Origin of the sequence: Acinetobacter guerrae (genome assembly GCF_009372255.1) — a bacterium.
Lineage (GTDB): Bacteria > Pseudomonadota > Gammaproteobacteria > Pseudomonadales > Moraxellaceae > Acinetobacter > Acinetobacter guerrae.
In genome coordinates this window covers 18,002-31,318 of record NZ_LXGN01000012.1, presented here as the reverse complement: position 1 = coordinate 31,318, position 13,317 = coordinate 18,002, and the positions used below count along the sequence as shown (strand labels likewise).

Below are 13,317 nucleotides of genomic sequence, written 5' to 3'. Positions count from 1 at the left end.
ATGTCCATGCTGTCCCATGTTGATCCGAATGTATTGTCACAACTACAAAAGTTAGTGGGTAAAGCCTATGTGCTCACTGATGATCGACATACTCGGCAATATCGTCAAGGGCATCGATTTGGTGAAGGCAAAGTGTTGGCTGTGGTGTGTCCAGGAACTTTGCTGGAACAATGGCAGGTATTGCAAGTCAGTATTGCAGCAAATTGTATTGTGATTATGCAGGCGGCCAATACAGGACTGACAGGCGGCTCGACGCCTTATGGCGAGGATTATGATCGTCCTGTGATTATGATCAGTACTCGCCGTTTAAAAGGCATACAGGTGCTTCATGATGGTCAGCAGGTGGTGTGCTTACCTGGTGCAACACTTGATCGTTTAGAACAGACTCTAAAGCCTTTCAACCGAGAACCGCATTCGGTCATTGGTTCTTCCTGTATCGGCGCATCGGTGTTAGGTGGCGTGTGTAATAATTCAGGCGGGGCATTGGTACGACGTGGGCCAGCCTATACTGAGCTAGCACTCTATGCACAGGTTGATGATCAAGGACAGTTACGTCTGATCAATCATTTAGGTATTGATTTAGGTGAAACTCCTGAAGAAATTCTGAGTCGATTAGAGCAGCAGCAATATCAGCATCGTGATATTCAGGATGATGCAACGCGTCAGGCATCCGATCATCGTTATGCGCATGATGTGACACAGGTGGATGCAGATAGTCCTGCGCGTTTTAATGCAGATCCTTCACGTTTATTTGAAGCCTCAGGCTCGGCTGGAAAAGTCTGTGTATTTGCAGTACGTCTGGATACCTATGAAAAAGTGGCCAGTGATGTGTTCTATATTGGCAGTAATGATGCCAATGATCTGACTGCGATTCGGCGTTATTTACTCACCTCATTGCCGAGCTTACCCATTGCAGGTGAATATATTCACCGTGATGCATATCGTATTGGTGAAAAGTATGGCAAAGACACGTTCTTATTTATTGAAAAATTTGGCACCGTAAATGTCCCTAAAGCCTTTGCTTTAAAAGATAAGGCGGATGGTTTTTTGGAAAAATTTAAAATAAAAGGACTTACAGATCATTTATTACAAGCGTTGACTTTCTTTTTGCCCAATCATTTACCTAAACGCATGACAGAATTTCGGGATCATTATGAGCATCATTTGATTTTACGAGTGGAAAATAATAGTAAAGATCAGACAGCGCAATTTCTAAAAGAATATTTTGCTGTGCATCCTACAGGGGCTTATTTTTTATGTGATGAGGAAGAAGGTCGCAAAGCCTTTTTGCATCGATTTGCCATCGCGGGTGCTGCGATACGTTATCGTGATACCCATCGTGGCGAAGTAGAAGATATTGTTGCGCTAGATATTGCCCTGCGCCGTAACGATCGAGACTGGGTCGAACAACTTCCTACTGACATGGAACAGAAAATTTTACATAAACTGTATTATGGGCATTTTTTCTGCCATGTGTTTCATCAGGACTATATTGTCAAAAAAGGGGTCGATCCTTTAGCAATGGAACATCAGATGTGGACATTACTCGATGCACGTCGAGCAGAATATCCAGCAGAACATAATGTCGGACATTTATATATCGCCAAACCAGCATTGGCCAATTTTTATCAAAAGCTCGATCCGACCAATAGCTTTAATGTCGGAATTGGACATACCTCTAAACTTAAATATTGGGGCAAAAGCAAGCTGTCTCGCTAGCTGACTCCTGTAAAATCCTGATGCTCATTTATCTTGCTCAGAAAATTATGTATACAAAAATGCCCGAGACCATCTAATCTCGGGCATTTTATATTTAAAATTTGTCAAATTATTTCAGCATCAAACTATCAAACTGAAGATGCAGTAACTGCTTCTTTGGCCAATACTTCCGCAACAGCTTTTGCGACCACATAGACATTGTTCATGTTAAGACCAGCAACACAGATCCGACCACTGCGTACCAGATAAATGGCATAGTCTTCACGTAAGGTGTCAACTTGCTCGCCAGTAAGACCTGTATAGCTAAACATGCCTTTTTGTTCTACTAGATAGTTAAAGTCACGCTCAGGTAAAGCCTTGGTTAATTCGTCACGCAAGATCTGACGCATTTTAATAATACGTTCACGCATCTGCTGAACTTCAGCTTGCCATTGTTGATTTAACTCAACATCGTTAAGTACCTGATCGACCAACCAAGCCCCCGTTGTTGGTGGGCTAGAGTAAATACGGCGTACAGTGGCTTTAAGCTGCCCAAAAGTGGATTGCGCTGCTTCAGTGTCATCACAAACAAAAGTCAGACCACCCACACGTTCGCCATAAAGTGAGAAAATTTTGGAAAAAGAGTTACTGACGATAAAATTCAGACCTGCTTGATCCATCGCACGAATCGCATAAGCATCCTGTTCCATACCATCGCCAAAGCCCTGATAAGCTATATCTAAAAATGGAATCAGGTTGCCCGCTTTAAGTACTTCAATCACTTGATCCCATTGTGCAGGATTTAAATCTGCACCCGTGGGGTTATGGCAACATGGGTGCAATAAAACAATACTTTGTTCAGGCAGTTGTTTGAGGGCAGAAAGCATTCCCTCAAAATTCACACCGCCCGTTTGGGCATCAAAATATGGATAAAAGTGGGTTTTAAAGCCTGCTCCATTAAAAATGGCAACATGGTTATCCCAAGTAGGTTGGCTGACCCAGACTTGCGAATTTGGAAAATAGTTTTTGAGGAAATCCGCCCCGACTTTAAGCGCACCTGAACCACCTAAAGTTTGGATAGTTACAGCGCGACCACTTTGTACAGCAGGGCTGTTTGTTCCAAACAATAACGCTTGAATGGCTTCACGGTAAGGTTTAAAGCCTTCCATTGGCAAATACAGTTTGGTTTTGCTTTGCAATGGTTCAATGCGTTTTTGCGCTTCAATAATGGTATCAAGCTGAGGAACAATACTGTCTTCATTATAATAAAGACCAATACTTAAATTGACTTTGCCTTGACGTGGGTCGGCATTGAATTGTTCCATAAGCGATAAAATCGGATCGCCTGCATATGGGGGGATATGTTGAAACATCAAAAAAATCCTTTCATTTCGCGGTTTGAACCAAAACTGCGCGGAGTTGGTGCGAGTGCATGATATTTAAGCAAACATCAAACTTGACTAATGTATCAGTAAGACCTGTATCGCGCCATGCTCTTCTAGTCTTAGAACTGAAAAATTTTTAACCTTCGTTTGCAAAGATCAATGAAGTGAATTTTAAAACTTTTTTATAGTTCGATGAGTTTTTTAGGATCGGAATGCATTAAAAAAGTGCAAATTTCTGAATTTTAGCCAAAAAAAAACCACACAGGGGAGTGTGGCAAAAGTTTTAAGCTCTGAGGACTTCAATTTAAAACTTGAGACTTAAAGGAAGCTTAATTTGCTGAAACAGTATGTAAATTCTCTTTTTATGAGAATGTAGCTGAATAAAACCCTTTATTGGTCTAGATCAAGATACAGAGTTTCCTTAATTTCTTCCATGACAACATAACTATGCGATGAAGCCGACGCAGGCAACTTTTTGAGAATATTCCCAAGTAGTTTTCGATAGGCGCTCATTTCTTTAAGTCTGGCTTTGACTAGATAATCAAATTCGCCTGAAATCAAATGACATTCGAGCACTTCAGGTACTTCAATCAGATCTCGCGCGACTTGATCAAACACATCGCCTGATTTGGCCGAGAGTTTAATTTCCAGAAATACCAGTAAATTCCGATCGACATGTGCAGGATTGAGCCGAGCATAGTAACCCATAATAATGCCATCACGTTCTAGACGCTTGACCCGTTCTGAACATGGAGTGGTAGATAAGTTGACTCTTGACGCCAATTCACTGATCGCAATTCGCCCCTCGTGTTGCAAGATATGCAGAATCTGCCGATCAGTTCGATCTAGTGGACGCATTATTTTTTCCTTTTTTTAGAATATTTACCCGACAAAAACATCGATTTTCCTAGATTATAATGCTTAAAACAGTGAAATAAACTATTGAAGCAAAAATATACTAGTGAAATCAACTGGTGTGTTTGAGGGAATAGCAATGCGCGTGATCGTTTTAGGGAGTGGTGTGATTGGGGTGGCAAGTGCGTACTACCTTGCGCAGCAGGGAGCAGAAGTTACAGTACTGGATCGTCAGGCTGGGCCTGCTCAAGAAACCAGTTTTGGTAATGCTGGACAAGTTTCCCCGGGCTATTCAACTCCATGGGCGGCACCTGGTATTCCGTTTAAAGCAGTGAAATGGATGTTTCAGCATCATGCTCCACTCGCGATTAATATTGATGGCAGCATGTGGCAGTTACAGTGGATGGCTCAAATGCTCAAAAACTGTAATTTAGAAAGTTATACTAAAAATAAAGAACGGATGATGCGTGTAGCTGAATATAGCCGTGATTGTTTGAAAGAGTTGCGGGAAAACATAGGCATTCATTATGAAAACCGTTCTAAAGGAACTTTACAAGTGTTTCGTAGCGAGGCACAGCTTGAAGCAGTACAGCGTGACATCGAGGTATTGAAAGAATGTGGTGTCAGCTATGAATTGCTTGATCAAAACGATTTAGCCAAAGTTGAACCTGCGCTGGAATATGCCAAAGACAAATTGGTAGGCGGTTTACATTTACCCAATGATGAAACGGGAGATTGTTATCTGTTTACCAATGCACTTGCACAAAAAGCCAAAGAGTTGGGTGTCGAATTTCAATTTAACCAAAACGTTGAAGGATTGGTGGTTGAAGGTGATGAAATCAAAGGTGTCCGAGTCAATGGTCAAGTTTTAACTGCAGATCGTTATGTCTTGGCATTTGGTAGTTATTCGCGTGATTTTTTAAAACCCTTAGATTTAAATTTACCGGTTTATCCTGTCAAAGGTTATTCATTGACCATTCCAATTGTGCAACCTGAGTTTGCACCGCAATCTACAGTGCTTGATGAAACTTACAAAATTGCCATTACTCGATTTGATCAGCGGATTCGTGTCGGTGGAATGGCAGAACTCAGTGGTTTTAATCTGGGATTGAATGAGGATCGTCGTGCCACACTGGAAATGGTGACGAAAGATTTGTTCCCAGGCGGAGATATGGCACAAGCATCGTTCTGGACAGGGTTACGCCCAATGACACCAGACAGCACACCAATCATTGGTGCGACTCGTTTTAGTAATTTGTTCCTAAATACGGGACACGGTACTTTGGGTTGGACGATGGCTTGTGGTTCAGGAAAGTTGATTAGTGACATTGTACTCAATCATCAACCTGAAATAAGTACCGAAGGCTTGTCGCTACAGCGTTATTCACACGCAGCATAATTTTAAATTTGCGTTCAGGGAAGAACTTGTATGCCACGTCCAATCCGTGCCTTTATTCATCAAAATGCTTTGACTCATAATCTTAACATTGCCCGAAAGCATGCCTCACAGCATGAAGTCTTTGCTGTAGTAAAAGCCAATGCATATGGGCATGGAATTGAACGGGTTTATCCAGCGCTCAAAACTGCTGATGGTTTTGCCTTACTAGACATCGATGAAGCCAAACGCTTACGTGCACTTGGCTGGACAGGGCCGATTTTATTGCTAGAAGGAATTTTTTCGCCTCAGGATTTATTCGATTGTACGGCTTACCAACTCAGTTTTAGTCTCCATAGTGAAATACAGGCGAGATGGGTGCGACAGCATCCTGAATCTGCTCAGTTTGATATTTTCCTGAAAATGAACAGCGGAATGAACCGTTTGGGCTTTCAGCCTAAAGATTACCCTCAAGTTTGGCAGACACTTAAATCTTGCGCTGCCGTAAAAAGTTTGACGCATATGATGCATTTTTCTGATGCCGATGGCGAACGTCTAGGTCAATCGGGAATTGATGAACAGCTCAAAATCTTTGAAGACACAGTGCAGGATTTACCGGGTGAACGCTCCATCTGTAACAGCGCTGCTATTCTGCGGCATTGTTCGCAACTGACTTCTAAAACGGTACGTGCGGGCATTTTACTTTATGGCAGCTCGCCTGATTTTCCTAAACATCATATTCAAGACTGGGATTTACAGCCAAGTATGAGTTTGCGCAGTGAAATCATTGCCATTCAAGATTTACAGCCCACGCAAACAGTAGGTTATGGCTCAACGTTTCAGGCAGATCAAGCCATGAAAATTGGCATTGTGGCCTGTGGTTATGCCGATGGCTATCAGCGTATTTCTGCTACGGGTACACCTGTGTTGGTTGATGGAATCCGAACCCGAACGATTGGTCGTGTCAGTATGGATATGCTGGCAGTCGATCTAACAGAGATTAAAAATGTCGAAATTGGTAGTGAAGTGGTGCTTTGGGGAAAATCTCGTTCGGGTACGATTTTGCCAATTGATGAAGTCGCGGAGGCTTCAGACACAGTGGGTTATGAATTGATGTGTGGTGTAACCGCACGTGTTCCATTTTTTATTGAAGCATAAGGATAGAGTGATGTCAGTCTCTGATATTGAAAGAATTAACAGCAATCAGGTGATGAGTTCTGCCACCATTTTTAATCAAGTGGTGTATTTGTCGGGACAAGTCCCTAAAAATACTGAGCTTGATATTGAAGGTCAGACCCGTGAAATCTTGGCGACCATCGATCAACTGCTAGCACAGGCGAAAAGTGATAAATCGCGTCTGCTTTCAGCGCAGCTTTTTATTAAAAACCTAGATGACTTTACTCAAGTTAATGCCATTTGGACTGAGTGGCTTGATGGGCTAGCAACACCTGCAAGAGCGACGATTCAGGCAGATTTAGTAAATCCCGCGTGGCTGATTGAAATCGCCGTGATTGCAGCACAGCAATAAAGCGATTGATCTATTTTCATTCACCTAATGTTTAATTTTAAAACCAGAATTGCCACGGAAAAGGATTCCTTCTGGTTTTTATTTTGATGGTACTTGGCATCAATTCTGTGGTTTCTGCCCTGTTATTTTGGTTGGCAGTCAGCCAGAACTGATCAAAGAAAAGGGACATTTAAAAAGGATATTTAATTATGACAACAGTACGTCATTCTGAAGACGAAAATTCGTCGCATGATCTTCAACGTAAACTCTCCAATCGACACTTGCAATTGATTGCGATTGGCGGTGCGATTGGCACTGGGCTATTTATGGGTTCAGGTAAAACCATTTCACTGGCAGGACCTTCAATTTTATTTATTTACATGATCATTGGGGTCATGTTTTTCTTCCTGATGCGCGCGTTGGGCGAGCTATTATTGGCCAATCTGCATTACAAATCGTTTGTTGATATGGCACATGATCTGATAGGGCCTGGCGCTGGTTACTATTTAGGTTGGACGTATTGGCTAGGATGGGTGCTGGTTGGAATTGCTGATTTGGCGGCGATTATTAATTATCTTGGTTTTTGGTTGCCCGATGGCATGAGTTTTACGCCGATGGGGCAAGCATTGATTAGCGCGGGTTGTGTGGTTTTTGTTTTGGCGCTGAATTTGCTGACGGTTCGTTTATTTGGTGAAGTTGAATTCTGGTTTGCATTGATCAAGATTCTGGCGATTCTTGGATTGATCGTGATTGGTGGTTTTATGGTATTTAGCCATTTTCAGGCCCCGACAGGTACGGTGGCTTCTTTTAATAATATCTGGTCTTCGGGTGGGATGTTTCCAAAAGGTGCAGCAGGCTTTTTGGCAGGCTTTCAGATCGCAGTGTTTGCTTTTGTCGGAGTAGAGTTGATTGGTACGACAGCGGCGGAAACTAAAGACCCAAAAAAGAATTTACCCAAAGCGATTAATGCAATCCCTATTCGGATCATTTTGTTTTATGTGTTGGCATTATTGGTGGTGATGTCGGTGACGCCGTGGAATATGATCAGTGCCGATAAAAGTCCATTTGTTGAATTATTTTTGCATGCAGGTATTCCAACTTCAGCGATTATTATGAATCTGGTGGTACTTTCTTCAGTTACCTCCTCCATGAACAGTGGTGTGTTTTCGACTAGCCGTATGTTGTTTGGTTTATCCAGAGGTGGTCAGGCACCGCAAGCATTGGCTCGTTTATCCAAACGCGCTGTTCCTGCCAATGGTTTGATATTTTCCTGTCTGTTTATTATGGCAGGTGCAGCATTACAGTATTTTGTACCCAATACCATTGAAGCATTTACGCTAGCCAGTTCTCTCTGCGTGATTTTATTTATTAGCGTTTGGGGATTAATTATGGTGTGCTATTTACGTTATCGTAAATTAAGACCTGAATTACATGCCCAGTCGACATTTAAAATGCCAGGTGGAATCTGGATGAGCTACGTGGTGTTGGCATTCTTGCTGTTCACTTTAGTGATTTTGGCACTGGAACCTGACACATTAAAAGCCTTATATGTGAGTCCATTGTGGTTATTGATTTTGGCAGTGACTTATCAGTTATTGTACAAACCACGAATGAAGCAACTTAAACAGCTGAAAAGTTCTTAATTAAATCGCTCTTTTTTGGAGGCATATTTATTTAAATAAATATGCCTTTTTTTATTTTAACTGAGTCTATAAATTATTTTAATTCCAACCAAAATTGTAGGTTTATAATATCTGATTTTTAAATTAAAATGGATGAGAATGATTATTTTTTAATATTAATCTATTGTTTTTATTGTATTTTTAATTTTAAGTAATTTGTTTTTGAGGTTTTTGTGCGGGTTTAAATGGATTATAATAAAAAGATAAAGGTATTTTGGTGTCTTAAAATGTCAAATGTTTTGATTCAAAAATATAATGTTCCAGGACCTCGTTATACCAGTTATCCAACTGTTCCTTATTGGCAGGAAGATACATTCTCACTGGAGGCTTGGCAGCAAACTTTGCACCAATCTTTTATTGAATCAAATGCAAGTGAAGGTATCAGCCTGTACATTCATTTACCTTTTTGCGAAAGCTTGTGTACTTTTTGCGGTTGCCATAAAAAAGTCACCAAACGCCACGAGGTTGAAGCGCCTTATATTGCGGCGGTACTCAAAGAATGGTCATTGTATTGTGAGTTATTGGAAGAAAAACCGATTATTCGGGAAATTCACTTAGGCGGGGGGACGCCAACTTTTTTTTCTGTAACGCATTTGCAGCAGTTAATTCATGGCATTCTAGATCGGGCTTATGTTGCTGAACAGCATGAGTTTAGTTTTGAAGGTCATCCTAATAGTACCAGCAGAGAACATTTACAGGCATTGTATGAACTGGGTTTTCGTCGCGTCAGTTTTGGGGTTCAAGATTATAGTCTGAAAGTTCAAAAAGCGATTCATCGCATTCAGCCGTTTGAAAATGTCGCCAATGTGACTCAATGGGCGAGAGAGATTGGTTATGACTCAATTTCACATGATTTAGTATTTGGTTTGCCTTTTCAGGAATTGCAAGATGTACTGTTTACCATCGATCAGACCAACCGTTTATTGCCAGATCGTTTAGCTTTTTATAGTTATGCGCATGTGCCGTGGATTAAAGGCAATGGTCAACGGGGTTTTAAAGATCATGATGTGCCCAAAGATGACGAGAAAAGAAAACTTTATGAAGCAGGCAAACAAAAGTTATTGGATCATGGTTATATTGAAATTGGGATGGATCATTTTGCCTTGAAAACTGACCCCATGTATCAGTCGTTTTTACAGGGCAAGTTACATCGTAATTTTATGGGTTATACCGCATCTAAAACGCAAGTCATGATTGGATTGGGTGTTTCTGCGATTAGTGATAGTTGGTACAGCTTTGCTCAAAATGAAAAAGTATTGGAAGACTATTATGCCCGACTGGAAAATAATGAAATTCCAGTGTTTCGTGGACATGTTTTGACTTCAGAAGACCTGATGATTCGCCAACATATTTTAAATCTGATGTGTCAGTTTGAAACCTCGTGGGATGATCCAAAGCATAGTTTTAAAGAGTTGCCACAAGTGTTGCAACAACTTGAAGAAATGCAGCAGGATGATTTACTAGAAATTGCTGAAAAAGATATGAGGGTAACTGAACAAGGTAAGGCGTTTGTGCGCAATGTTTGTATGGCATTTGACTTGCGGATGAAACGTAAAATACCCGATAACCAGATTTTTTCGATGACAATTTAGCTTAGGCTTGATGCGTTGAAGCAGATGAGGGTTTTAAATAATCACAAAGCTGTTCAAAGTCTGCTTCAATCGATGCAAGTGCTTTTTGCTCCATACCTCTAAATTTTTTTAAAATCTCAAGTCCGAAAGGCGTGACGACTGCGCCTCCACCAGATTCACCGCCTTTGTAGGTTTCTACCAGAGCAGAAGTGAACAGTTGATTCATGGTTTCTACCAGTTGCCATGCGCGACGGTAGCTCATATTCATCTTTTTGGCTGCTTGAGAAATTGAACCTGTATCTTGAATGGCTTCGAGTAAATCGGCTTTTCCTGGACCAAAAGCAATCTCTTGATCAACCATAAATCTAAGGCGTAATTTGAGTTGAGTCATCGTTCAGCCATAAAAATCATAAATGAGAAACAAGTAGAATTTTATATTGAAATGCAAAAAAGCCCTAATCTGAACATCAAAATCCAAGCTCAATGCATAAGCTAAGACAAAGGTACGAGCGATTTTTTAATAGAGTTATTTAAATTTTTAATAACTACTCTTGAAAACATTCAATTGGATTTATTCCTGCTATCTCTCGCACAATACTCTTATAGAGAAAAAACTCAAAGGATTTGAGAAATGAGCAAGAAAATTCGTGTTGCGATTGTAGGTGGTGGTATCGCAGGTCTGGCACTGGCGGCAAATTTATTTCGATATCAACATCTGGATGTAAGTTTATATGAAGCTGCTCCAAAATTCTCAGAAATTGGGGCGGGAATCTCTTTCGGTGCAAATGCAGTTAAAGCAATTGAATGTTTAAATCTGGCGGCTGAATATCATGCCATTGCAGATCAAGTGGCTCAACCATTTCAGGATGTCTGGTTCCAATGGCGCAATGGTTATAACGATGAATATTTATCAAGTTCAGTCGCGCCTAAAGTTGGACAGTCATCGGTACATCGCGCCGACTTTTTAGACAGTATTTTAAAACAAGTTCCACGTGAAAAATGTTATTTCAATAAAAAATTAGCCTCTCTTGAAGAAATAGCCAATGAAGTGATTTTAAGTTTTCAGGATGGAACTTCGGCACACGCAGATTATGTGATTGGTGCAGATGGAATTCATTCGGCTGTACGTAATTATGTTTTAGCAAGCCAACAGTTACAAACGGCTCATCCACAATTTACAGGGACATGGGCTTATCGAGGCATCATTCAATATCAGGATTTTAAACAGGCACTTGAACAGGCAGGTCTTGATGTGCAAATTGCCGATGTTCCGCAAATGTTATTGGGTAAAGACAAACACATTTTGACTTTTCCAATTCGTCGTGGCGAACAGATTAATATTGTCGCGTTTAAATCTGATCGTAGCCAAAACACATTGCCTGAAGGTACAGTGTGGACGCAACCAGTCGATCAAAACACGATGCTCGCCGATTTTTCTGACTGGAGCGAAAGTTGCCAAATATTACTAAAACTAATCGAAAAACCAAGCATCTGGGCTTTACATGAGTTAGCCGAATTGGATACTTATCAAAGTGCATCAGGTCGAGTGATTCTGATGGGTGACGCAGCACATGCCATGCTACCGCATCAAGGAGCGGGTGCTGGTCAGGGGTTGGAAGATGCCGTCATACTGGCTGCATTATTTGAAGAAAAAAGTCTTGGCAAACACACTTTGCCTAAGCTTTCACAAGTTTATGAAGATTTGCGTAAACCGCGTGCCTGTCAGGTACAACGTACCTCGCGCGAATCGGGTGAAATTTATGAATTGTGTTCATCTCAATATTCAACCTTTGAGCAGGTTGGAGAACATTTAATTCATCGTTTTGACTGGTTATGGCAACATCCAATCAAGCAAGATGTTGCCTTTGCTAAAGCTCAGATGAAAATACAGTTTGCGTCGTGAAACCTGATAAAGAGAATATGATGTTAAGTCATATTCTCTTTATTTTTTAGGATATAACGGCTTTTGATCATGAAAATGTGCTTAGATTTTTATGGTCTCTGTCATCAGATGGATAACTCAGATGGAGAATTTCTAGTTTCGATTTAAAATGCATAAAAATAATGGAAATTCATCATGGATCTGGCTTTAATACGTGTCTTTATTTGTGTTTATGAAACTAAAAATATCACCAAAGCTGCGGATATTTTAAATCTCAGTCAGCCTTCAGTCAGTTACAACTTAAATCGTTTACGTCAGCAGTTGCACAATCCATTATTCGAACGTACTCAATATGGCGTTGAGCCGACAAAATTAGCTCACGAATTATATCCTGTTTTCAAACGCGCCATCTGCGATGTCGAAATTGCAATTGATGAAGCATTAAATTTTAATCCAGCCACCTCAACCAAAGTGTTTCGTCTGGGGCTTTCAGACATTGGTGAAATTTGTTTGTTGCCTGTATTGGTTGAATATTTACAACGTTATGCACCGAACATTAAACTTGAAATTGAAGAAATTAAAATTGATCAAGTTGAAAAATGGCTGGTCGAAGGATTTATTGATGCTGCTGTTTTTAATAGCACGCACTTAGCGTTTCATCAGTTAGAGTATGAAACGCTGTTTCAGGAGCGTTATGTGGCATTGGTTAATTGCCATCATCCACGCATTCATGAACAGATCAGCTTACAGGATTATTTGGCAGAATCGCATGTCGCGATTAAATCCACTACTGGTCATACACAAGTAGATCATGTCTTAAAACTCTTGGGTTATCAGCGTAATATTGCGCTCGAAGTTCCTCATTTTGGGGTTTTACAAGGCGTACTCGATCGCACAGAACTGGTGGTAACTTTACCCATGCGAGCAGCAGCCCAGTATTTGAACCAAGCCAATGTCAATGTGATCGAGCTGCCTTTTGATATGACTGGTTTTTTTGTTGGTATTCACTGGTTTTCTCAAAGTAATGAACCAGTGGCAAGACAATGGTTTATACAGACCTGTAAAAAGGTGATGTCGGTATTGTGATCAACTTGATCAGATTAACTAAAATGCGCATTATTATCATATTGTGATTAAATTAATAATATTTATATGTCCTATAAATATCATAATGACAATTTTAACTTTATTTTTTTATAAATAATTTGGTTTTTTTCTAGATTTAATCTCTATTTTTTTATGTTCTATATGGAATAAGTCATTTGCTCAAAGATAGCGATCTATTAAATATACTTTAAAAGTATGAATATATGTTTTTTCATGTATCGACACAACATAACAAAAAACATAAATTAAATTTCT

11 protein-coding genes are annotated in these 13,317 nt (G+C 40.3%); 8 read left to right on the top strand and 3 right to left on the bottom strand.

What is annotated here, in order from left to right:
* Nucleotides 1-6: 6 nt before the first annotated feature.
* Nucleotides 7-1,719, top strand: coding sequence for a D-lactate dehydrogenase (gene dld, locus A7A69_RS08115; RefSeq protein WP_152876882.1), 1,713 nt, complete (start codon nt 7-9; stop codon nt 1,717-1,719).
* Between the two features lie 128 nt (nt 1,720-1,847).
* Here the strand turns inward: dld and A7A69_RS08110 are convergent, their stop codons facing one another.
* Together A7A69_RS08110 and A7A69_RS08105 are read right to left on the bottom strand one after the other, a co-directional pair.
* Nucleotides 1,848-3,071, bottom strand: coding sequence for an amino acid aminotransferase (locus A7A69_RS08110; protein ID WP_152876880.1), 1,224 nt, complete (start codon nt 3,069-3,071; stop codon nt 1,848-1,850).
* Nucleotides 3,072-3,473: 402 nt separating this feature from the next.
* Nucleotides 3,474-3,941 (bottom strand): Lrp/AsnC ligand binding domain-containing protein, encoded by a 468-nt coding sequence (locus tag A7A69_RS08105; RefSeq protein WP_152876878.1) that lies wholly within the window; start codon nt 3,939-3,941, stop codon nt 3,474-3,476.
* 136 nt (nt 3,942-4,077) lie between these two features.
* Between A7A69_RS08105 and A7A69_RS08100 the strand changes: the two genes are divergently transcribed.
* The 5 genes from A7A69_RS08100 (at nt 4,078) to hemN (ending at nt 10,094) form a co-directional block, all read left to right on the top strand.
* Nucleotides 4,078-5,337 (top strand): D-amino acid dehydrogenase, encoded by a 1,260-nt coding sequence (locus tag A7A69_RS08100; RefSeq protein ID WP_152876876.1) that lies wholly within the window; start codon nt 4,078-4,080, stop codon nt 5,335-5,337.
* 30 nt (nt 5,338-5,367) lie between these two features.
* Complete coding sequence (alr, locus tag A7A69_RS08095) at nt 5,368-6,471, top strand: alanine racemase (protein WP_152876874.1); 1,104 nt, start codon at nt 5,368-5,370, stop codon at nt 6,469-6,471.
* A gap of 10 nt (nt 6,472-6,481) precedes the next feature.
* Nucleotides 6,482-6,841 (top strand): RidA family protein, encoded by a 360-nt coding sequence (locus A7A69_RS08090; protein ID WP_152876872.1) that lies wholly within the window; start codon nt 6,482-6,484, stop codon nt 6,839-6,841.
* 188 nt (nt 6,842-7,029) lie between these two features.
* A complete protein-coding gene (locus A7A69_RS08085; RefSeq protein WP_152876870.1) occupies nt 7,030-8,463 on the top strand; it encodes an amino acid permease in 1,434 nt (477 codons plus the stop codon).
* Between the two features lie 266 nt (nt 8,464-8,729).
* Entirely contained in the window at nt 8,730-10,094 is a 1,365-nt protein-coding gene (hemN, locus tag A7A69_RS08080) for an oxygen-independent coproporphyrinogen III oxidase (protein ID WP_171500796.1), read from the top strand.
* A 1-nt stretch (nt 10,095) separates the two neighbouring features.
* Here hemN and A7A69_RS08075 read toward each other — a convergent pair whose 3' ends face one another.
* Nucleotides 10,096-10,464: a winged helix-turn-helix domain-containing protein gene (locus tag A7A69_RS08075; RefSeq protein WP_152876866.1), complete on the bottom strand. Its 369-nt coding sequence runs from the start codon at nt 10,462-10,464 to the stop codon at nt 10,096-10,098.
* A gap of 240 nt (nt 10,465-10,704) precedes the next feature.
* Here A7A69_RS08075 and salA point away from each other — a divergent pair, with 240 nt between their 5' ends.
* Both salA and A7A69_RS08065 read left to right on the top strand, forming a co-directional pair.
* Nucleotides 10,705-11,976, top strand: coding sequence for a salicylate 1-monooxygenase (salA, locus tag A7A69_RS08070; protein WP_152876864.1), 1,272 nt, complete (start codon nt 10,705-10,707; stop codon nt 11,974-11,976).
* Between the two features lie 174 nt (nt 11,977-12,150).
* Complete coding sequence (locus tag A7A69_RS08065; RefSeq protein ID WP_120370404.1) at nt 12,151-13,041, top strand: LysR family transcriptional regulator; 891 nt, start codon at nt 12,151-12,153, stop codon at nt 13,039-13,041.
* Nucleotides 13,042-13,317: the final 276 nt, after the last annotated feature.